The sequence below is a fragment of the Klebsiella sp. SYXHC3 genome, assembly GCF_057196925.1.
In genome coordinates, this window is record NZ_JBXUNG010000005.1 from 104,847 (window position 1) to 124,927 (window position 20,081).

20 protein-coding genes are annotated in these 20,081 nt (G+C 56.9%); 17 read left to right on the forward strand and 3 right to left on the reverse strand.

Annotation, left to right across the window (positions count from 1 at the left end):
- Positions 1 to 3 precede the first annotated feature (3 nt).
- The 10 genes from flgC to flgL all read left to right on the forward strand — a co-directional run bounded on the left by flgC (position 4) and on the right by flgL (position 9,623).
- Positions 4 to 408, forward strand: coding sequence for a flagellar basal body rod protein FlgC (gene flgC, locus AC2CGP_RS14680; RefSeq protein ID WP_047076725.1), 405 nt, complete (start codon positions 4 to 6; stop codon positions 406 to 408).
- A gap of 12 nt (positions 409 to 420) precedes the next feature.
- Positions 421 to 1,098, forward strand: a complete 678-nt coding sequence (gene flgD / locus AC2CGP_RS14685; RefSeq protein ID WP_015367328.1) for a flagellar hook assembly protein FlgD — start codon at positions 421 to 423, stop codon at positions 1,096 to 1,098.
- A gap of 44 nt (positions 1,099 to 1,142) precedes the next feature.
- The gene (flgE, locus tag AC2CGP_RS14690; RefSeq protein ID WP_015367327.1) at positions 1,143 to 2,357 is read left to right on the forward strand and encodes a flagellar hook protein FlgE; all 1,215 of its coding nucleotides are present in this window, start codon (positions 1,143 to 1,145) and stop codon (positions 2,355 to 2,357) included.
- 12 nt (positions 2,358 to 2,369) lie between these two features.
- Positions 2,370 to 3,125, forward strand: a complete 756-nt coding sequence (locus tag AC2CGP_RS14695; RefSeq protein WP_015704934.1) for a flagellar basal body rod protein FlgF — start codon at positions 2,370 to 2,372, stop codon at positions 3,123 to 3,125.
- 34 nt (positions 3,126 to 3,159) lie between these two features.
- The gene (flgG, locus tag AC2CGP_RS14700; protein WP_015367325.1) at positions 3,160 to 3,942 is read left to right on the forward strand and encodes a flagellar basal-body rod protein FlgG; all 783 of its coding nucleotides are present in this window, start codon (positions 3,160 to 3,162) and stop codon (positions 3,940 to 3,942) included.
- Between the two features lie 82 nt (positions 3,943 to 4,024).
- Positions 4,025 to 4,726: a flagellar basal body L-ring protein FlgH gene (gene flgH, locus AC2CGP_RS14705; RefSeq protein WP_015367324.1), complete on the forward strand. Its 702-nt coding sequence runs from the start codon at positions 4,025 to 4,027 to the stop codon at positions 4,724 to 4,726.
- Between the two features lie 39 nt (positions 4,727 to 4,765).
- On the forward strand, positions 4,766 to 5,866 hold the full coding sequence (locus tag AC2CGP_RS14710) for a flagellar basal body P-ring protein FlgI (protein WP_015367323.1): 1,101 nt from the start codon (positions 4,766 to 4,768) through the stop codon (positions 5,864 to 5,866).
- Positions 5,866 to 6,810 carry a flagellar assembly peptidoglycan hydrolase FlgJ gene (flgJ, locus tag AC2CGP_RS14715; protein WP_042892839.1) on the forward strand — a complete coding sequence of 315 codons (945 nt, stop codon included), beginning with the start codon at positions 5,866 to 5,868 and terminating at the stop codon, positions 6,808 to 6,810. The genes AC2CGP_RS14710 and flgJ overlap by 1 nt, the downstream gene beginning before the upstream one ends.
- Positions 6,811 to 6,992: 182 nt before the next feature.
- Positions 6,993 to 8,642: a flagellar hook-associated protein FlgK gene (gene flgK / locus AC2CGP_RS14720; protein ID WP_042892837.1), complete on the forward strand. Its 1,650-nt coding sequence runs from the start codon at positions 6,993 to 6,995 to the stop codon at positions 8,640 to 8,642.
- A 21-nt stretch (positions 8,643 to 8,663) separates the two neighbouring features.
- Positions 8,664 to 9,623, forward strand: coding sequence for a flagellar hook-associated protein FlgL (gene flgL / locus AC2CGP_RS14725; RefSeq protein ID WP_015367320.1), 960 nt, complete (start codon positions 8,664 to 8,666; stop codon positions 9,621 to 9,623).
- Between the two features lie 655 nt (positions 9,624 to 10,278).
- Here flgL and AC2CGP_RS14730 read toward each other — a convergent pair.
- The gene (locus AC2CGP_RS14730; protein WP_063443287.1) at positions 10,279 to 10,677 is read right to left on the reverse strand and encodes a helix-turn-helix domain-containing protein; all 399 of its coding nucleotides are present in this window, start codon (positions 10,675 to 10,677) and stop codon (positions 10,279 to 10,281) included.
- A 79-nt stretch (positions 10,678 to 10,756) separates the two neighbouring features.
- On the opposite strand from AC2CGP_RS14730, the gene AC2CGP_RS14735 reads away from it, so the two are divergent.
- Entirely contained in the window at positions 10,757 to 11,257 is a 501-nt protein-coding gene (locus tag AC2CGP_RS14735) for a DUF2938 domain-containing protein (RefSeq protein WP_410172207.1), read from the forward strand.
- Here the strand turns inward: AC2CGP_RS14735 and AC2CGP_RS14740 are convergent.
- Entirely contained in the window at positions 11,232 to 12,113 is an 882-nt protein-coding gene (locus AC2CGP_RS14740; RefSeq protein ID WP_047041745.1) for a LysR family transcriptional regulator, read from the reverse strand. The two genes, AC2CGP_RS14735 and AC2CGP_RS14740, sit on opposite strands and share 26 nt — an antisense overlap.
- Positions 12,114 to 12,283: 170 nt before the next feature.
- On the opposite strand from AC2CGP_RS14740, the gene AC2CGP_RS14745 reads away from it, so the two are divergent.
- From AC2CGP_RS14745 to AC2CGP_RS14760, 4 genes are all read left to right on the forward strand, one after another.
- Positions 12,284 to 13,474, forward strand: coding sequence for an MFS transporter (locus AC2CGP_RS14745; protein WP_213759519.1), 1,191 nt, complete (start codon positions 12,284 to 12,286; stop codon positions 13,472 to 13,474).
- A 297-nt stretch (positions 13,475 to 13,771) separates the two neighbouring features.
- Positions 13,772 to 14,827 (forward strand): amidohydrolase family protein, encoded by a 1,056-nt coding sequence (locus AC2CGP_RS14750; protein ID WP_015367314.1) that lies wholly within the window; start codon positions 13,772 to 13,774, stop codon positions 14,825 to 14,827.
- Positions 14,817 to 16,085 carry an MFS transporter gene (locus AC2CGP_RS14755; RefSeq protein WP_015704942.1) on the forward strand — a complete coding sequence of 423 codons (1,269 nt, stop codon included), beginning with the start codon at positions 14,817 to 14,819 and terminating at the stop codon, positions 16,083 to 16,085. Before AC2CGP_RS14750 ends, AC2CGP_RS14755 begins: the two co-directional genes overlap by 11 nt.
- 58 nt (positions 16,086 to 16,143) lie before the next feature.
- Complete coding sequence (locus tag AC2CGP_RS14760; protein WP_015367312.1) at positions 16,144 to 17,478, forward strand: MFS transporter; 1,335 nt, start codon at positions 16,144 to 16,146, stop codon at positions 17,476 to 17,478.
- A 39-nt stretch (positions 17,479 to 17,517) separates the two neighbouring features.
- Here the strand turns inward: AC2CGP_RS14760 and AC2CGP_RS14765 are convergent, their stop codons facing one another.
- Positions 17,518 to 18,234, reverse strand: coding sequence for an IclR family transcriptional regulator (locus AC2CGP_RS14765; protein ID WP_015704943.1), 717 nt, complete (start codon positions 18,232 to 18,234; stop codon positions 17,518 to 17,520).
- Positions 18,235 to 18,400: 166 nt separating this feature from the next.
- Here AC2CGP_RS14765 and AC2CGP_RS14770 point away from each other — a divergent pair, with 166 nt between their 5' ends.
- On the forward strand, positions 18,401 to 19,096 hold the full coding sequence (locus tag AC2CGP_RS14770) for an RraA family protein (protein WP_015704944.1): 696 nt from the start codon (positions 18,401 to 18,403) through the stop codon (positions 19,094 to 19,096).
- Complete coding sequence (locus AC2CGP_RS14775; RefSeq protein ID WP_048230758.1) at positions 19,093 to 20,040, forward strand: hydroxyacid dehydrogenase; 948 nt, start codon at positions 19,093 to 19,095, stop codon at positions 20,038 to 20,040. The genes AC2CGP_RS14770 and AC2CGP_RS14775 overlap by 4 nt, the downstream gene beginning before the upstream one ends.
- The last annotated feature ends 41 nt before the right edge of the window (positions 20,041 to 20,081 follow it).

Here is a 20,081-nt window from a genome sequence, read left to right on the forward strand (position 1 = left end):
CCAATGTCTTTACTCAATATTTTTGATATCTCCGGCTCGGCGCTCTCGGCCCAGTCACAGCGGATGAATGTCAGCGCCAGCAATATGGCCAACGCCGATAGCGTCACCGGCCCGGATGGCGAACCCTATCGCGCGAAGCAGCTGGTGTTCGAAGTGGCCGCGGCACCAGGGCAGCAGACAGGCGGCGTGCGCGTCTCGCAGGTGGTCGATGACCCGGCGCCCGCGCGGATGGTTTATCAACCGGGTAATCCGCTGGCCGATGCTAAGGGTTATGTACGGATGCCGAACGTCGATGTGGTAAGCGAAATGGTTAACACCATCTCCGCCTCCCGCAGCTATCAGGCCAACGTCGAAGTGCTCAACACCACTAAGTCGATGATGATGAAAACCCTGACGTTGGGTCAGTAACCGGAGCTCCCGATGGCTATTGCCGCAACCACCAATGAATCGACCAACAACGCGGTTCTTGATTCCGCCAGCAAAAGCAGCACCAGCCAGGATCTGCATAACAGCTTCCTGACATTGCTGGTGGCGCAGTTGAAAAATCAGGACCCGACCAACCCGATGCAGAACAACGAGCTTACCTCGCAGCTGGCGCAGATTAATACCGTACAAGGCATCGAAAAACTCAACACCACCCTTGGCGCGATCTCCGGGCAGATCAACAGCAACCAGTCGCTGCAGGCCAGCGCGCTGATCGGCCACGGCGTGATGGTACCGGGTAATAACATTCTGGTCGGCAGCAAAGAAGGCCAGGTCAGCACCACGCCGTTTGGCGTCGAACTGGAGCGCGCCGCCGACCAGGTGACGGCAACCATCACCAACGCCAACGGCCAGGTGGTGCGGACCATTGAGATTGGCGGCCTCACCGCCGGGGTGCACGCCTTCACCTGGGACGGCTCGCTGGATGATGGTACCGCCGCGCCGGACGGTGCCTATAAAGTGGCGATTAACGCCAAGGGCAACGGCGAGCAGCTGGTGGCGCGTAGCCTGCACTTCGGCATGGTTAACGGTGTGATTAACGACAGCAACGGCGCGAAGCTGGATCTCGGCCTGGCCGGTAACGCCAGTCTCGAAGAAGTGCGGCAGATCCTGTAATTCGCACCTGATTTTATCGATATCCTCAATATTTGGAGAGTAACATGGCCTTTTCTCAGGCAGTCAGCGGCTTAAATGCGGCGGCCACCAATCTCGACGTGATTGGCAACAATATCGCTAACTCCGCGACTGCGGGTTTCAAATCCGGCAGCGTGTCGTTCGCCGATATGTTCGCCGGTTCGCAGGTCGGACTGGGGGTTAAAGTCTCCGGGATCACCCAGAACTTTAAAGGCGGCACCACTACCGGCACCAGCCGCGCGCTGGATGTGGCGATTAACGGCAACGGCTTCTTCCGCATGCAGGATAAAGACGGCGGTATTTTCTATACCCGCAACGGCCAGTTTAAGCTGGACGAAAACCGTAATTTGACCAATATGCAGGGGCTGCAGCTGACCGGCTATCCGGCCGCCGGCACGCCGCCGACCATTCAGCAGGGTGCCAACCCGGTACCGCTGAGCATTCCGGAAGGGATGATGAACGCCAAAGCATCGACTTCCGGCGAAATGGTCGCCAACCTAAAGTCGACGCATAAAGTGCCGGAGAACAAGACCTTCGACCCGGCGAAGCAGGACAGCTATAACTACGTCAACACCATCACCGCCTACGATTCGCTGGGTAACGCCCACAACATCAACGCCTATTTCGTGAAAACCGACGATAACAAATGGCAGGTCTATACCCAGGACGGCAGCGCGGCTGCGGTCAGCGCGGGCACCATGGAGTTCAATACCAGCGGCAACCTGGTCAGCGTTAACGGCCAGGCGGGCGAGTTCAGCATGACCATTCCGATGAGCGCGAAAGACGGCGCACCGGCGCAGAACTTCACGCTTAGCTTCGCCGGTAGTATGCAGCAGAACGTCGGTAGCGACTCGGTGAGTAAAGTGGCGCAGGATGGTTATGCCGCCGGCGAATACACCAACTTCCAGATTAACGATGACGGTACCGTCGTCGGTATCTACTCCAACCAGCAGACCCAGGTCCTGGGGCAGATTGTGATGGCCAACTTCTCCAACCCGGAAGGGCTGGCGTCACAGGGCGATAACGTCTGGCAGGAGACCGGCGCCTCGGGCCAGCCACGGGTGGGACTCTCCGGCGGCGGCGGTTTTGGCAAGCTGACCAGCGGCGCGCTGGAGTCTTCCAACGTCGACCTGAGCCAGGAGCTGGTGAACATGATTGTTGCCCAGCGTAACTATCAGTCCAACGCCCAGACCATCAAGACGCAGGATTCGATCCTGCAGACGCTGGTCAGCCTGCGCTAACGGAACTGAGTTATGGATCACGCGATTTATACCGCGATGGGCGCCGCGCGCCAGACGCTGGAGCAACAGTCGATTACCGCCAACAATCTCGCCAACGCCTCGACGCCGGGCTTTCGCGCCCAGCTCGCCGCGCTGCGCGCGGTGCCGGTTGACGGGCCGAGCCTCGCCACCCGCACGCTGGTGGCGGCCTCGACGCCGGGTGCCGATATGAGCCAGGGGGCGCTGAACTACACCGGGCGCCCGCTGGACGTGGCGCTGCAGCAGGACGGTTTTCTGGCGCTCAGCCTGCCGGGCGGCGGCGAAGCCTATACCCGCAACGGCAGCATTCAGGTTTCGGCTAACGGTCAGTTGACGGTGCAGGGAATGCCGCTGCAGGGCGACGGCGGGCCGATTGAGGTACCGCCATCGGCGGAAATCACTATCGCGGCCGACGGCACCATTTCGGCGCTGAACCCCGGTGACCCACCGAACACCATCGCGCAGATTGGCCGCCTGAAGCTGGTGAAAGCCGATGCGCGCGAAGTGATGCGCGGCGATGACGGCCTGTTCCGCCTGACCCCGGAAACCCAGCAGCGCCGCGGCAATCTGTTGGCCAACGACCCGCAGGTGCGGGTCATGCCGGGCGTGCTGGAGGGCAGTAACGTCAAGCCGATGGAGACCATGGTCGATATGATCGCCAACGCCCGTCGCTTTGAAATGCAAATGAAGGTCATCCACAGCGTGGATGAGAACGAACAGCGGGCGAATTCTCTGCTGTCAGTCAGCTGATAGCCAGTCGGCCCGCGGCCAAAGGAAATAACCAATGATTCCCTCTTTATGGATTGCGAAAACCGGTCTTGATGCGCAGCAGACCAATATGGACGTGATCGCCAACAACCTGGCGAACGTCAGCACCAACGGTTTTAAACGCCAGCGCGCGGTGTTTGAAGATCTGCTGTATCAGACCATGCGCCAGCCGGGGGCGCAGTCCTCCGAACAGACCACGCTGCCTTCCGGCCTGCAGATCGGTACCGGCGTGCGCCCGGTCGCCACCGAGCGTCTGCATAGCCAGGGCAATCTGTCGCAGACCAACAACAGCAAAGACGTGGCGATTAAAGGCCAGGGCTTCTTCCAGGTGCTGCTGCCGGACGGCAGCCAGGCTTACACCCGCGACGGCTCGTTCCAGATCGATCAGAACGGCCAACTGGTGACCGCCAGCGGCTTCCAGGTGCAGCCGGCGATCACTATTCCGGCCAACGCGTTGACCATTACCATCGCCCGCGATGGCATCGTGAGCGTCACCCAGCAGGGTCAGACCGCCGCCCAGCAGGTTGGGCAACTGACGTTAACCACCTTTATTAACGACAGCGGCCTCGAAAGCGTGGGTGAGAACTTGTACCAGGAAACTGAAAGCTCCGGCGCGCCGAATGAGAGCACGCCGGGCCTGAACGGCGCCGGTATGCTCTACCAGGGTTATGTCGAGACCTCTAACGTCAACGTGGCGGAAGAGCTCGTTAATATGATCCAGACCCAGCGCGCCTATGAGATCAACAGCAAAGCGGTTTCGACGTCGGATCAGATGCTGCAGAAACTGACCCAGCTGTAATGTTTGATGACGGGCGTCGCCTGCCGCGCCCGTCGCTTTTTTGGTGTAACAAAGGCGATACCCCGTGGTAACCACACATTCGATGGCCACCCTGCCGCGCCAGGGACAACGCTTGCTGGCGGGCATGGTGATGCTGACGCTGAGCGGCTGCGCGTACATTCCGCATAAACCGTTGGTCGATGGTTCGACCTCGGCGCAGCCCGCGCCGCCGACCGCGCCGGTACCGAACGGCTCAATTTTTCAGGCCGCGCAGCCGATGAACTACGGCTATCAGCCGCTGTTTGAAGACCGTCGCCCGCGCAATGTTGGCGACACGTTGACCATCGTGCTGCAGGAAAACGTCAGCGCCAGCAAGAGTTCTTCCGCCAATGCCAGCCGTAACGGTTCCAGCAAGTTTGGCGTCGCCACCGCGCCGCGCTACTTAGACGGCCTGCTGGGCAACGCCCGCGCCGATATGGATATTTCCGGCGATAACAGTTTCGGCGGTAAAGGCGGGGCGAACGCCAATAACACCTTCAACGGCACCATTACCGTCACCGTTAATCAGGTGTTGAGCAACGGCAACCTGCACGTGGTGGGGGAAAAACAGATCGCCATTAACCAGGGCACCGAGTTCATCCGCTTCTCCGGGGTAGTTAACCCGCGCACCATCAGCGGTAGCAACTCGGTTACCTCAACGCAGGTGGCGGACGCGCGCATCGAGTATGTCGGCAACGGCTACATCAATGAAGCGCAGACGATGGGCTGGCTGCAGCGGTTCTTCCTCAACGTCTCCCCGTACTAATGAGCGGGCCATTTGCGCTGTTACTGAAAAGAGATTCACATGGTTAAAAAACTCATCATTGCGCTATTAATCGGCGCGGCCAGCTTACCGGCGACGGCGGAGCGTATTCGCGATCTGGTGACGGTACAGGGCGTGCGAGATAACGCCTTAATCGGCTACGGCCTGGTGGTGGGGCTCGACGGCTCCGGCGACCAGACCATGCAAACGCCGTTTACCACCCAAAGCCTGAGCAACATGCTATCGCAGCTCGGTATTACCGTGCCGCCGGGCACCAACATGCAGCTTAAGAACGTCGCCGCGGTGATGGTCACGGCGAAGCTGCCGCCTTTCGCGCGCGCAGGGCAGAATATCGATGTGGTGGTCTCATCAATGGGCAACGCCAAAAGCCTGCGCGGCGGGACCTTGCTGATGACACCGCTCAAAGGGGTGGATAACCAGGTTTATGCGCTGGCGCAGGGCAACGTGCTGGTGGGCGGCGCCGGCGCGGCGGCGGGCGGCAGCAGCGTACAGGTCAATCAGTTGGCCGGCGGACGCATCAGCAACGGCGCCACTATCGAGCGCGAACTGCCGACCACGTTCGGCAGCGGTGGGGTGCTCAACCTGCAGCTCAATGATGAAGATTTCACCCTCGCGCAGCAGATTAGCGATGCGATTAATCGCCAGCGCGGCGGCGGCACCGCATCGCCGCTCGATGCGCGTACCATTCAGGTACTGGTACCGCAGGGCAATAGCTCGCAGGTGCGTTTCCTCGCCGAGATCCAGAATATCAACGTTAACGTTGGCGCCATGGACGCCAAAGTGATCATCAACTCGCGTACCGGTTCGGTGGTGATGAATCGCGAGGTCATCCTTGATTCCTGCGCGGTGGCTCAGGGTAACCTGTCGGTGGTGGTCGACAGACAAACCAGCGTCAGCCAGCCGACGACGCCGTTTGGCGGCGGTCAGACGGTGGTGACGCCGAATACCCAGATTTCAATGCAGCAGCAGGGCGGTTCACTGCAGAAAATCAACGCCAGCGCCAACCTCAACAATGTGGTGCGCGCGCTGAACGCGCTGGGAGCGACGCCAATCGACCTGATGTCGATTCTGCAAGCCATGCAAAGCGCCGGCTGCCTGCGCGCCAAACTGGAAATTATCTAATGGCCAGCGATGTTATGGCGATGTCGGGCGCAGCCTATGACGCCCAGGCGCTGAACGGCCTGAAGCGCGATGCCGCCGCCGATCCTCAGGGTAACCTTAAGCAGGTGGCGCAGCAGGTCGAAGGCATGTTTGTACAGATGATGCTAAAGAGCATGCGCGCCGCGCTACCGCAGGATGGCGTACTCAGCAGCGACCAGACCCGGCTTTACACCTCGATGTACGATCAGCAGATTGCTCAGCAGATGTCGCAAAAGGGATTAGGGCTGGCCGACATGATGGTCAAGCAGATGAGCAACGCCAACGCGGTCCCCAGCGAAACGGCGGGCACCGCGCCGATGGCGCTGGATAATGAGGTGCTGCAGACGCTGCCGAATCAGGCGCTGGAGCAGATGATCCGCCGGGCGGTGCCGAAAGAGCCGCCGGCCGCCGCGCCGCTATCGCTCAACAACGGCAATTTTGTTGCCCGTCTGTCAATGCCGGCGCGCGCCGCCAGTGAGCGCAGCGGGATCCCGCATCAGCTGATTGTCGCCCAGGCGGCGCTGGAATCCGGCTGGGGGCAGCGCGAAATCCCGACCGCTGACGGTACGCCGAGCTACAACCTGTTTGGTATTAAAGCCGGGGGCAACTGGAAGGGACCGGTTACCGAGATCACCACCACTGAGTTTGAACAGGGGGTGGCGAAGAAGGTGAAGGCCAAATTCCGTGTCTACGATTCGTACTTCTCGGCGATTGCTGATTACGTCAAGCTGCTGACCAACAACCCGCGCTATGCCTCGGTTGCCGAAGCGTCCACTCCGGAGCAGGCGGCGCACGAGCTGCAGCGCGCAGGTTACGCCACCGACCCGCAGTACGCCAGCAAGCTGGTCAGCGTGATTCAGCAGATGAAGCACGCCGGGGCGCAGGCGGTGAAAGCCTATGCCGCGGATATTAACGATCTGTTCTAGGTTCGGAGGTCGCGCCTTCTCCGGGCTACCAAATCGCACAGCGCGTAGGCCGGATAAGCGTAGCGCCATCCGGCATAAAAGCGGCTGCGGAATTTTGCAGGCAGATTTACTCAAGTTTTTACTTCTCCGGTCGATAACAAGGGCAAGCTGAGCGAATTGACTTGGCAGCATAAGGAACCCTGATGTCCAATAGCTTAATCAATACGGCGATGAGCGGACTGAATGCGGCGCAGGTGGCGCTCAGTACCGTCAGCAACAATATCTCTAACTACAACGTGGCGGGTTATAACCGGCAGACGGCGATTCTGGCCCAAAACGGCGGCCTGGCCACCATGAACGGTTTTATCGGTAACGGCGTGACCGTGACCAGCGTGAACCGCGAATATAACCAGTTCATCACCAACCAGCTGCGCGGCGCGCAGAGCGCGGCCGGTTCGCAGAACGCCTACTACGAAAAGATTTCGCAGATCGATAATCTGCTAGCCAGCAAAACCAATACCCTGTCGGGCAGCCTGCAGGATTTTTTCACCAATTTGCAGAACCTGGTGAGCAACGCCGGCGACGACGCGGCGCGCCAGACGGTGCTGGGCAAGGCTAACGGCCTGGTTAACCAGTTTAATAATACCGATAAATATCTGCGCGACATGGATAGCGGCGTTAATCAGCAAATTAACGACACCGCCCAGCAGATTAACAGCTATAGCCAGCAGATTGCCCGTCTTAACGATGAGATTACCCGCCTGCGCGGCAGCGCCAGCGGCGAACCGAACGCGCTGCTCGATCAGCGCGATCAGCTGGTCAGCGAACTCAACCAACTGGTGGGCGTTCAGGTAACCCAGCAGGACGGCGACGCCTATACCGTCTCCTTCGCCAACGGCCTGACCCTGGTGCAGGGCAACAACAGCTATCAGGTGGAAGCGATCCCTTCCAGCAGCGACTCTTCGCGCCTGACTCTCGGCTATAACCGCGGCAGCGGCGCCAGCGAAGTGCCGGAAGGGCAGATCACCAGCGGCAGCCTGAGCGGCGTACTGCGTTTTCGCAGCGAGACGCTGGACGGCGTGCGCAATCAGCTCGGCCAACTGGCGCTGGCGATGGCCGATAGCTTTAACCAGCAACACCGCGAGGGCTTCGATCTCAACGGTGAGCAGGGGGGCGATTTCTTCAGCTTCAGCGGCGCGCGGGTGGTTGATAACACGCGCAATACCGGCGATGCCTCGCTGTCGGTCTCCTATACCGATACCAGCAAGGTAAAAGCCAACGATTACCGCGTAGAGTATGACGGCGCCAACTGGCAGGTCAGCCGTCTGCCGGACAACGTCAAAGTCAACGCCACCGCCGGTAAAGATGCAGCCGGTAACCCGACGCTGAGCTTTGATGGTCTCGAAGTCAGTATTGATGGCAACCCGCAGCAGAAAGATAGCTTTACGGTGAAGCCGGTCAGCGACGTGGCGGGCAACCTGAAAGTGGCGATTACCGATTCAGCGAAAATCGCCGCCGCCGGTAAAGATGACAGCGGCCGCGGCGATAACGATAACGCTAAAAAACTGCTCGATCTGCAGACCAAAAACCTGGTGGATGGCAAAGCGACGCTTAGCGGCGCCTACGCCGGGATCGTCAGCGGCGTGGGCAACCAGACCGCCGCCGCGAAGGTGAGCAGCGAATCGCAGTCCAGTATCGTCACCCAACTGGCCCGTCAACAGCAGTCGCTCTCCGGGGTAAACCTCGACGAAGAGTATGGCGAGCTCCTGCGTTTCCAGCAGTACTACATGGCGAACGCCCAGGTGATCCAGACCGCCAGCTCGCTGTTCGACGCGCTGCTGAATATTCGTTGATTGTATTGAGGAACTGACAGCATGCGCATGAGCACCAGCATGATGTACCAACAGAACATGACCGGCATCACCGGCAATCAGTCGCTGTTTATGAAGGCCGCCGAGCAGCTTTCAACCGGCAAGAAGGTGATTAATCCCTCCGACGATCCGCTGGCGGCATCGCGGGCGGTGATGCTGTCGCAATCACAGGCCGAGAACAATCAGTACACCCTGGCGCGCACTTTCGCCCGCCAGAGCGTATCGATGGAAGAGACCGTGCTTTCCGGAGCCACCTCGACGATTTCTGATATCAAGGCGCTGATCGTTAACGCCGGCGGCACCGAGAGCGATAACGACCGCGATTCGCTGGCGACCCAGCTACAGGGGCTGAAGGATCAACTGCTCAACCAGGCCAACAGTACCGACGGCAACGGACGCTACCTGTTTGGCGGCTATGAGAATGATAAGCCGCCGTTTGTCGATACTAACGGCAAGATTAGCTATCAGGGCGGCAATAAAACCGTTGAACAGAAGGTCGACGCCAACCGTACGATGACCATCGGCCATACCGGTAATTCGGTATTTATGGCGCTGACCAGCAATCCGAAGCCGGAACCGGACGGCAGCGCGCCGGTCGCCGATGTGTTCGCCAGTATCGATATTGCGCTGGAGGCGTTGAGAACGCCGCTGCAGGGGGCCGATGACGCCACCAAACAGCAGGTGAACGATGCGCTGGCGAAGGCCAACCGCGGCCTCGATAACTCCTACAACAAGGTATTGAGCGTGCGCGCCGAGCTGGGTAACCAGCTGCAGGAGATGGATCAACTCGATAGCATCGGTAAAGAGCGTGATATGACCAACCAGCTGCAGATGAGCGCCCTGACCGATGCTGATCTTGCGGAATCTATCTCTTCTTATTTTATGCAGCAGGCGGCGCTGCAGGCATCTTATAAAACTTTCAGCGATATGCAGGGCATGTCGCTGTTTCAGATGAATCGCTAATCACGAATAACCACTTTTTCATTTAGCACCTTGGCACGTCATCCCGTTCTCTCTGTGTACGCGGGGTGAGGTGCCCTTTTTTTATCAGGCGGAAGTGGGGGGGGCCTTGGGAACTAACTCGCCCAAGCGACTATTTGGTTGAAAAGTCATCTCTCGTCAATTGTTTTTCCTTTTCCCAATGAACCCTGTGGAGGATAATCATCCTCACTACTTTTATATAACTAGATCAAATACATGTTATCGGTATAAACGATCACCACTTTCTCACACCAACATCAGACAATGACATTGCTGACGCAATTATGCGGGTTATCAGATGAATAATTTTTTAAAACGATGGTTGTCTACTCAATTGAAGTACTTTGCCAGCACCCTGATCCCGGTACTACTTATTCTTGGATTCGGGATGCTCGCAGTAACATTCTGGCCTTCTTTTGCCTGGGGATCGACAGCGATATTCGCAGTTGTCGTGATCGCCATTACCTTTTGGTTGGTTTGAGATGAAAACGGGACTCCAATTTTCATAAGATGGACTGAGGTTGTTTATATCTCAGTGGGGTCTGCTTCGTTGGCGGTAACCTGGTACTACACGTCTTGTTAGGGGCGCCATAATTACCCCGTAATCTGAGTAAAAAGCGGCATCGCTCAGGGACGATCATTTTAAGAGCCGAATTCCTTTCGCCACAATTTTTTTAAATTCAGGGCATTGCATATGTTCCGGCGCAGTACAGCGGGCGGCGTGTTTTAGCCCCTGGCTTAACAGCTGTAACCGACGAATGGTGTTATCAATTTCCTGCGCGCGCTGCTCAAGCCGTTGGTTATCAATGGCTATCTTGCCGTCAGCGTTAAATATCCCGGCTATTTCAGAAAGCGAAAAGCCGGCGGCCTGTCCAAACACGATCAGTTCCAGCTTATTCAGCACATTTTCATGGTACTGCCTTCGCAGACCATGACGACCAATCGGCTTGATCAAACCTTTCTTTTCATAAAACCGCAGCGCTGAAGGCGTAATGCCGGACAGCGCCGCGACCTCGCGGATATCCAGTTCTTTCATGATTGACTTAAACCTCGCTTTAAGTTGCACACTCGTCGACAGAGTAGCATTGACGCATAAAAGGAAGAATAAATTGAAGATGATTGTTGCTGTGCAAATTTTGCTGACGGGCCTCGGCGCCACGTTAGTCATGGATTTATGGTCGCTCTTTCAGAAGCATATACTCAAGATTGCGCCGCTGAACTATGCGCTGGTCGGTCGCTGGGCGTTATGGCTTTCGCTAGGGAAAGTGCGGCATAACACCATCGCCGCAACCCCTCCGCTAGAGGGGGAGCGTTTTATCGGCTGGTTATGTCATTATCTGATCGGTATCGCTTTTGCGGCGGTGCCGCTTGTGTTGAGCGGCTCCGATTGGTTTTATGCCCCCACTCTGGCGACAGCGCTGCTGTCAGGGGTCGTAACCTTATTCGCGCCGTTCTTGATCCTGCAGCCCGCATTTGGTTTTGGCGTCGCGGCCTCACGGACTCCCCGACCATGGCTGGCGCGTTCGCTGAGCCTGCTGGCGCACCTGGCCTACGGCATCGGGCTATATCTGGCGGCGAGCGCTTACAGAGTTATGGCGATGTCAGCTGATCTTTAATCTCATCAAACAGGGCAATTAAATGATCGGCCACCACTCTGACGCGCCGCGAATGGGCTAAATCGGAATGCATCACCAGCCATAGGTTTTGGTCGACGCCGATATCCGCATTCACGCACTGCAGGCCATTTTTCCGCGCCATAAAGTGTGGCAACACGCCCAACCCCAGGCCGGCTGAGACCGCCGACAGCTGCGCCAGCAGCGTGTTGGCTTCCACCCGGCACGGCCTGCCGCGAAGCGTTCGAGTTATCCAGCGCGCGGCGGGCAGATGCTGGTGTGATTCTGGCCAGCCAATGTACTGAGCATGGTTGAACGCGACGTCAGTAGAGCCTGCTAGTCCGGTATCGGCGCTGTACAGACCAAACCCCACCTTCCCGAGACGCTTCAGCGTCAGGTTGCCGCTTTCCGGTTTGACCATTCGAATGGCTAAATCGGCATCCCGTCGATGCAGGTTGACGGATTGCACGCCGCTGAGCACCTCGACCCGCAGGTCGGGATATTTTTCCATCAAGCCGTTGAGTGAAGGCAGAATAAAATGCGCCGCCAGGTTGTCCGAGGTAGCCAGCCGGACCAGTCCGGCCACGTTCCCCTGCAGCCTCGCCGTCTCGCCAAAAGCGAGCCCTGCATGCTCAAGCGCCTCTGCTCGCGCCAGCAGCGCCTCGCCATCATCCGTTAGCCGGTAGCCGCTTTGATGCCGGCTGAAAAGGGGGACGGCCAATGATTTTTCCAGCCGGTCGAGTCTTCGTGACAGGGTTGCGATGCCCATATCCATAGTTTCTGCCGCGCCGCTTAGCGTACCTGAGCGGGCCACAGCCAGAAAAATCCGCGTATCGTCCCAGTTAAAATCTGCTTTCATTATTTTCCATTTTTGGAAAACGGCTCTCCGTTTTCATGTCTGTTTTATCACTTCTCCTGGAATGATACTGCACTTCACCTCAAGAGAAGGCAATAAGCAACGACGCGGAACTTCAACCGTATCAGGCAAGCCAACTCTTTTTTAGCCATTTACTCAGGGATACAGAAGACATGAACGACCTCGTTTTACAGGCCAACCCGACGCCAGTGCGCGCATGGCTCGCCGTAGTTGCGCTGGGAGTCAGCGCATTTTCGATTGTGACCAGCGAACTGGCGCCGGTCGGTATGCTCAGCGCGCTGGCGAACGATTTGCATCAGTCGCAGGCGGGAGCGGGTCTTGCCGTCACCGCTTATGGCTGGGTGGCCGCGCTGGCCGCTTTACTGGCCGGCGCGATCCCCGCCCGGATTTCACGGAAGGCGCTATTGATTGTATTGATGTTAATCCTCGCATTTTCTTGTCTGGCGGCGACGCAGTCGCACACCATGCAGACGTTTATGACGGCGCGGATGACAGGGGCGCTGGCGCATGGCGCATTCTGGGCGCTAATAGGCACCGTGGCGGTACAACTGGTACCGGTTGATAAACTGGGGTTGGCCACCTCGGTGATTTTCGCCGGTGTTTCGGCGGCCAGCGTGCTGGGCGTGCCGCTATCGAGCTTTATTGCCGACATGGTCGGCTGGCGACAGGCATTCAGCGCGATTTCACTACTCTCATTAGCCGCCGCCGTGGCTTTGCTCTGGACGCTTCCCACGCTGGCGGCTCCGCAGCCGTTGAGGCTGAAAGTTTACGTTGGGATAGTTAAAAATCCGCTACTGCTTTCATTGTTCGGCGCTACAGATTGCATTATTTCCGCGCATTTTGCTGCCTTCACCTATCTTGAGCCGTTGCTAACGCAAACCCGTGGTATACCGACATCGGCGATTTCCGCGCTGTTACTGATGTCAGGACTTTCCGGGCTGCTGGGAAATCTCATCGCCGGCAAACTCATCGATCGACATATCCGAGTGCTGATTATGACATCACTGCTGCTCAGCGCAGGCGCGCTGGGGATGCTGAGTATCAGGGGCGGGTCAGCACTTCCTGTTTGGTTCGTCGCGGTATTGCTCGGCGTATGGGGCGCGGGCATGGCTATCGTGTTCGTTGGTTTGCAAACCTGGCTGTTGCGTAGCGCAGGGGAGGCGACGCAGCCGGCATCCGCGATCTACGTCGCCATTTTCAATGCCGCCATCGGTACTGGCGCGCTTGTCGGCGGCCTGGTATCGGCAAAGCTTGGTCTTTCTTCACTGCCGTTACTGGCGGCGGTGGCGATGATCTGCGGTATGGCGCTGGTCTGGAAGCTGAAAAGCCCCAGGGCGATATAACAATTTACTCATCGAATAGTCATCCGTAAATGGACAGAGTGAATGGGTCTGGCAGACGTAAGGTTTGCCAGATATCTGGCTGCGACTAGCGGCATATCATTATAACTTATTGAAATTCAATTTGTTTTTGTTTTTTCTCAACGTTCTCCTTCTTTAGCGACTTTAAACATCTGTGATTCACCTCTTATTTACATCATTTAAACCAATCGTTAACTGGATAAAAACACGCCAGCCTCGTTATAGTAGTTTTGTAAAATAAAACACAGTTGTACATGGTACAACAATTGCGAGGTGTTCATGGAGATCGTTACCGCACCGCATCTTGCGGTCAGAAACGAGTGGCTTGCGTTACATCGTGAGCCGCCACTACAACCCGAGCTGCCCATTATTGATGCGCATCATCATCTCTGGGATCGGCAAACCGGACGCTATCTCACCCATGAGTTCAGCGACGATATCCAGACCTCAGGGCATCGCGTTTTCTCCTCGGTCTACGTGCAATGCCGCTCTATGTTGCGTCGCCACGGGCCGGAAACGTTGAAACCGCTTGGTGAAATTGAGTTTGCCAGCGGAATAGCCGCGATGTTCGCCAGCGGACATTATGCAAACGCTCTTGGATGTGAAGCCATCATCGGCGGCCTGAGCTTGCTGGCGGGCGATGCGATGCAGCCTGCCATCGAGAGCGCGCTGGCTTTATCAGGCGGGCGGTTGCGCGGAATGCGTAATCCATTGGCCTGGCATCCGGATCCGCGGGTCACGTCCAGCCCGGTTACACCACCGGCAGGACTGGCCCTGAGCGAACCGTTCCGCCGGGGCGCTGCCTGCCTTGCGAAAAATGGATTGTCGCTTGATGTGTGGGTTTACCACACGCAACTGGATGAAATTGCCGAGCTGGCGCGGCAAATACCAACGCTACAGATTGTGCTCGATCACTGCGGCGGGCCTGTCGGCGTAGGGCCTTATTCAGAAAGAGATCCTGACATGTTTCAGCAGTGGCGAAGCAGTATGCGACATCTGGCGGAACTGCCGAACGTATGCGTAAAAATTAGCGGATTTGGTATGACGGTCAGGGGATTTCCCTTCGCAGCGGCAGAAACGCCGCCGGATTCGCAAATGCTGGCACAGGCATGGCAACCGTGGTTTGAGACCATCATTGCTCTTTTCGGTGCGGAACGCTGCATGTTTGCGAGTAACTTTCCGGTCGACAAAGGCATGTTCAGCTACGGCGTCTTCTGGAATGCGTGCAAACGCCTGGCGCAACAGGCTTCCCCTGATGAACAGGCGCAGTTGTTCTGGCGCACTGCCGCAACCTGCTACCGGATAACCTCTGTGGAGAATATCAATGACCAGTAAAAGCGAGCTCAAGCAGTTTACTGCGACTAAAGCGACGCCTGACGCTTTGCCTCAGCACGTGGCTGAGAAACGAACTCTGGCGCTGGGCGGCCTTGGCTGGGCATTTGAAAGCTACGACTCATTTCTACTCTCATTATTATTGCCGGTATTAGGAGTGGTGTTTGGCGTGAATAAAAGCGAACTTGGACTGTTTATCAGCGTCACGGCCGGTGGACAGATCATCGGCGGGATCCTGTTTGGTTTTATCGCCGATAAAATTGGTCGGGTAAAAACGGCCATGACCTGTATCGCCATCTATTCACTCTTTTCCGGACTGTTAGCCTTTACGCACGATCAACAGCATTTCGCACTTTTGCGTTTTTGCGGTGCGCTGGGTATGGGCGGAATGTGGACGTCAGGTGCGGCGCTGATTGCTGAAACCTGGCGGCCAGAGCGGCGCGCGCGCGGCGGTGCTTTGATGCAAATGGGCTTACCCGTTGGCGCTATTCTGGCTATCAGCCTGACGGCAATCGTGAGCTCGGTTAACGGCGGCCTGGAGCAGGGCGCATGGCGCTATCTGTTTATGATCGGCGCGCTGCCGGTATTCATTATGAGCGTGGTGGCCTGGTTCACGCCGGAATCACAGGTTTGGCTTGCACGACAGCAGGGGAAAGCTAAGCGCACTCAACCTGCCTCGAAACTGGGCAAACACAATCTGAAAGGCCTGCTGCTGGCTTTCGTCTTTATCTTCTTTATTCAGTATCTATTCTGGGGGGTATTTACCTGGACACCCACCTATCTACGAGAAGTAAAACATCTGGATTTTTTACATAGCCTGAAATTTGTGCTCGCGCTGCAGGTCGGGGCGATCGCAGGTTTTCTGGTCTTTTCAGTACTGGCGGATAAATGGGGACGCCGTCCGATGTTCCTGATTTATCTGTTAACGGGCGCCATTGCCGTCGCGCTTTACCTTGTGACCACTCAACCCTTCATTCTGATGCTGGCGATTTTCATGGCTGGTTTTGGTGTTAACGGGATTTTTGCCGGATCTGGACCATTCCTTGCAGAAATCATCGGAGACACGTCATCGCGTGGCTTCCTGATGGGGCTCGCCTACAACGGAGGCCGGCTGGGCGGATTTATCGCGCCCCTGCTCATCGGCGCTGTGGCCAGCGCCGGCGGTTTCACTGCGGGACTGGCGACTACCGTGGTCGCCTTCCTGGCGGCAATGGTGGTGGTGTGGCTGGCGCCAGAAACCAGAGGCGTCAAGCTGAAGTAAGGCATGATATCTCTACATCGTTTTCCTGATAAACATAATGAAACCCTGCGAGGAAACAATGACCGAACAATCACCGAATAGCGCTATCGACAACGATGCGCTGGAAAAAGAGACCATGCGGCGGGTTATCTGGCGCATCCTGCCTTTTCTGGTCGTAAGCTATCTGGTCTCGATTATTGACCGGGGCAATATAGGTATGGCTGCGCTACAGATGAATGAGGATCTGGGCCTGAGCAAGGCGGCTTTTGGCTTCGCCAGCAGCTTATATTTTGTCGCCTACTTTATATTTGAGGTACCCAGCAACCTGGCGATGCAGAAGGTGGGCGCGCGATTGTGGCTCCCGCGGATAATGATCAGTTGGGGAGTGGTATCGATGTGCATGGCGCTGGTGCAAAATACAACCTCCCTTTATATCGTGCGTTTTCTGCTGGGAGCGGCGGAAGCGGGCTTTTTCCCGGGCGTGGTGCTCTATCTTACCTGGTGGATCCCTTCGCGTTACCGGGCGCGTATTATTGCCTCTTTTATGGTGGCCATTCCGCTGGCTAACTTTATCGGTTCACCGCTTTCAGGTTTGATCCTGACGCTGGATGGCTGGTTTGGGCTGCGCGGCTGGCATCTGTTATTCATTATTGAGGGGCTGCCTGCGGTGCTGCTGGGGATAGCCGCATTTTTTATCCTGCGGGACCGCCCACATCAGGCTGGCTGGTTGAACGAGCGGCAGAAAGCGTGGCTGGAAAACACCCTTCAGGCAGAGCGTCAACAGCAGAAACAGATCGGCCACATCAGCACATGGCAGCTGTTGAAGCACCGCCAAATCTGGCTGATGGCGCTGATTTATGCCGGCGCGTCGTCTGCTGGCACCACGCTTAGCGTCTGGTCGCCACAGCTACTGAAGTCTTTCCATCTTGATAACCTGACTACCGGGCTGCTTAATGCTATCCCCTATGGCCTGGCCTCGGTGCTGATGATTGTCTGGGGCCGGAGTTCGGATCGCACTAATGAACGTCGCTGGCACACGGCTCTCACCCTCTTTATGATTGCGGCTGGCGTATTCGCGGCGTTCATCAATCTCTCGCTGCCGATTACCATTGTTATTCTCAGTACCATATTAATTGGCGCTTATTCGGCGAAGGGGCCATTCTGGGCGCTGGCCTCAGGCTGGATGAGCAGCACCTCAGCCGCCGCGGGGCTGGCGGCAATCGGCGCGATAGCTAATCTGATTGGCGGAGTGGTGATGGTGAATGCCTATGGTGTGATTAGCGAACAGACAGGAAGCCATACGCTGGCGATGCTACCACTGGCTGGCTTGTGCCTGGCAGGCGGTATCGCGGTGCTGATCATGGGACGCCGTTACTCGCAGCCTGCCGGTCAGGAAAAACCGGTCACCCATTAATAAGCAAAGGCGGGGTTTTTCCCGCCTTTTCAACATACGTTATTCTTTTATATCGTAAAACGTTTCGCAGAAGGATTTACTGGCTCCTAACTTGATCGACAGGCGGTTGGCCGTCTCGCGCATTAGCTGGCTGAGGCCGCTTTCTTTGCGGTCCGCAGTCAGACGCGATGACGGTCCTGTCAGCGCCAGTGCCGCGATGGGGTTATCGTGGACGCCAAAAACCGGCATCGCGAAGGCCGCGGTGTGCGGATCGCGCGCGCCAGAGGTATAGAACGGCAGCGTTTCTTCGTCTTCCGAAAGCGCCTCACCCAGTCCCCAATGACGTAAAACTTTGCTGATAGCGGAGCCATCCAGTGGAAATTGACTGCCGGGCAGGTTGCTATGGCGTAATCCCTCTGACGCTTCGGCGCGGAACAGACACAGGCGTTGGCCGCCCTCTATCACATACCAGCTCGCGCTTTCACTGGAGGCCTGAGACAGCGCCTGCAATTCCGGTTGTACAATTCTCGCAAGCTGAAATGATTGCTCATAAAGCTTGCCGAGATAGAGCAGACGGTGGCCGAGCGTATAGGTGCCATCATCATGCCGGATAATGTAGTTCATACGCTCAAGCGAATTCATTAAGCGATAAACGGTGGTTTTGTGGTATCCCGAAAGCTGGGCCAGCTCAGTTAACGTCAGGCTGTCATTACCGGGCCGGAAGCAATCCAGTAAAGCGAGCGCCTTTTCAACGGCAATTACGCCTTCATTCCCCATCATTTTCTCCTTTTGGCCGAACAAAATTGTACCTGAATTTTGTGATTAACATCGTGTTTACATCACAAACACGCTCTCAGCGCTGGCGAAAAGAGAAGCAATGCTCGTATAGTTGTTTTATATAGTACATCCGTGTTGTACATAGTAAAACAAATGGAGACTAACCATGCCTGCATCACAACAGAAATTAATCAATGTGGATATTGAGCGCGTTAGCGCGGAGGAGGTCCGTCAGGCCGCTGAATATCAGGCGGCGATTCTCGCCGACGTAGCCGGACGCCGCGGCACATTACATGGCCGTATCAAGCCACTGGCGCCAAACATGGCTGTGGCCGGCCCGGCGATTACCGTAGAGGTCCGTCCGGGAGATAATCTGGCTATTCACGCGGCGATGGCCGTCGCCAAACCTGGCGATGTGTTAGTGATAGACGGCAAGGGCGATCTCTCCTGCGCTTTACTGGGTGAGATCATGGCCACGCAGGCGCAGGCCAGCGGCATCGCAGGTATCATCATTGACGGCGCGGTTCGCGATGCTGAAACCTTAAGTAAACAAAGCTTTCCTGTTTTCGCAGCCGGTCTTAATCCGTGTGGTCCAACCAAGTTCATTCCAGGCCGGGTCAATCATGCTATTTCGGTCGCGGGCGCCGCGGTGCAGGCGGGTGACCTGGTGGTAGGGGATATTGACGGCGTGGTGGTTATCCCCCGCGATGAAGTAGGCACCATCATTGAGCTGGCGAAAGGTAAACTGGAAGGGGAAGTCAAACGTCTGTCGGCTATCCACGATGGCGATCTTCGCCCACACTGGCTGGAGAATGCGTTGCGTCAGGCGGGTATGCTGAGCGAAGGGGAGGCATTGCCATGAGCGCTAAAAAAGTCGTACTGGTAACCGGCAGCGATTTGGCCGAAGCGGCGCTCGGCATGCTGGAAGATTATGAGCTCGTGTTTGCTGGCCGCCAACCAACAGAAAACCAATTGATAGAATTATGTCAGCAGCATAATCCGGTCGCCATATTAGTGCGCTATGGCAAGATTACGGCATCTGTGATGGATGCCGCTCCGGCGTTGAAGGTCATTTCCAAGCATGGCAGCGGCATTGATGTCATTGACGTCGAAGCGGCGGCGGCGCGCGGCATCATGGTTCGCGCGGCGACAGGCGCTAACGCCGCGGCGGTTTCAGAACACGCCTGGGCATTAATTCTGGCCTGTGCCAAGTCAATCATTCCGCTTGACCGCCGCCTGCGCGAAGGGCACTGGGATAAATCGACGCATAAATCGCTCGAACTGGAAGGCAAAACGCTGGGGCTGATTGGTCTGGGGGCGATTGGCAGTCGGGTGGCGAAAATTGCCGGCGCCTTCGGTATGAAGGTGTTGGCTTACGATCCTTATGCCGCCACGGTTCCTCCCGGATGCGAACGTGTTGATGTACTCGAAGACCTTCTCGCGCAGGCTGATGTTGTCTCCATTCATTGTCCCTTAACGCCGCAAAATCGGGGAATGATAAATGCCGTTACGCTGGCACAGTGTAAACCCGGCGCCATCCTGGTTAATACCGCGCGGGGCGGATTAATCGACGATGCAGCGCTGGCAGCGGCATTAAAAGGGGGGGCATTGCGCTGGGCGGCGCTCGATAGCTTTAACAGCGAACCACTCACTACGCCGCACATCTGGGAGCGGGTCGAAAATGTCATTCTGTCTCCGCACGTTGGCGGCGTAAGCGACGCCTCTTACGTCAAAATGGGTACCGCCGCCGCGGCCAATATTCTACAGGTAGTGCAGGATTCATCGCAGACTGAAACAGCGTACTAACTTGCCTTTCAGCAGCTCCGCTCTTTCGGGGCTGCTGTGCT

Bases quoted from the DNA above. Each gene is read 5' to 3' on its own strand.
- flgC (WP_047076725.1), top strand. From the start codon at position 4: ATGTCTTTACTCAATATTTTTGATATCTCCGGCTCGGCGCTCTCGGCC.
- flgD (WP_015367328.1), top strand. From the start codon at position 421: ATGGCTATTGCCGCAACCACCAATGAATCGACCAACAACGCGGTTCTT.
- flgE (WP_015367327.1), top strand. From the start codon at position 1,143: ATGGCCTTTTCTCAGGCAGTCAGCGGCTTAAATGCGGCGGCCACCAAT.
- AC2CGP_RS14695 (WP_015704934.1), top strand. From the start codon at position 2,370: ATGGATCACGCGATTTATACCGCGATGGGCGCCGCGCGCCAGACGCTG.
- flgG (WP_015367325.1), top strand. From the start codon at position 3,160: ATGATTCCCTCTTTATGGATTGCGAAAACCGGTCTTGATGCGCAGCAG.
- flgH (WP_015367324.1), top strand. From the start codon at position 4,025: ATGGCCACCCTGCCGCGCCAGGGACAACGCTTGCTGGCGGGCATGGTG.
- AC2CGP_RS14710 (WP_015367323.1), top strand. From the start codon at position 4,766: ATGGTTAAAAAACTCATCATTGCGCTATTAATCGGCGCGGCCAGCTTA.
- flgJ (WP_042892839.1), top strand. From the start codon at position 5,866: ATGGCCAGCGATGTTATGGCGATGTCGGGCGCAGCCTATGACGCCCAG.
- flgK (WP_042892837.1), top strand. From the start codon at position 6,993: ATGTCCAATAGCTTAATCAATACGGCGATGAGCGGACTGAATGCGGCG.
- flgL (WP_015367320.1), top strand. From the start codon at position 8,664: ATGCGCATGAGCACCAGCATGATGTACCAACAGAACATGACCGGCATC.
- AC2CGP_RS14730 (WP_063443287.1), bottom strand. From the start codon at position 10,677: ATGAAAGAACTGGATATCCGCGAGGTCGCGGCGCTGTCCGGCATTACG.
- AC2CGP_RS14735 (WP_410172207.1), top strand. From the start codon at position 10,757: ATGATTGTTGCTGTGCAAATTTTGCTGACGGGCCTCGGCGCCACGTTA.
- AC2CGP_RS14740 (WP_047041745.1), bottom strand. From the start codon at position 12,113: ATGAAAGCAGATTTTAACTGGGACGATACGCGGATTTTTCTGGCTGTG.
- AC2CGP_RS14745 (WP_213759519.1), top strand. From the start codon at position 12,284: ATGAACGACCTCGTTTTACAGGCCAACCCGACGCCAGTGCGCGCATGG.
- AC2CGP_RS14750 (WP_015367314.1), top strand. From the start codon at position 13,772: ATGGAGATCGTTACCGCACCGCATCTTGCGGTCAGAAACGAGTGGCTT.
- AC2CGP_RS14755 (WP_015704942.1), top strand. From the start codon at position 14,817: ATGACCAGTAAAAGCGAGCTCAAGCAGTTTACTGCGACTAAAGCGACG.
- AC2CGP_RS14760 (WP_015367312.1), top strand. From the start codon at position 16,144: ATGACCGAACAATCACCGAATAGCGCTATCGACAACGATGCGCTGGAA.
- AC2CGP_RS14765 (WP_015704943.1), bottom strand. From the start codon at position 18,234: ATGGGGAATGAAGGCGTAATTGCCGTTGAAAAGGCGCTCGCTTTACTG.
- AC2CGP_RS14770 (WP_015704944.1), top strand. From the start codon at position 18,401: ATGCCTGCATCACAACAGAAATTAATCAATGTGGATATTGAGCGCGTT.
- AC2CGP_RS14775 (WP_048230758.1), top strand. From the start codon at position 19,093: ATGAGCGCTAAAAAAGTCGTACTGGTAACCGGCAGCGATTTGGCCGAA.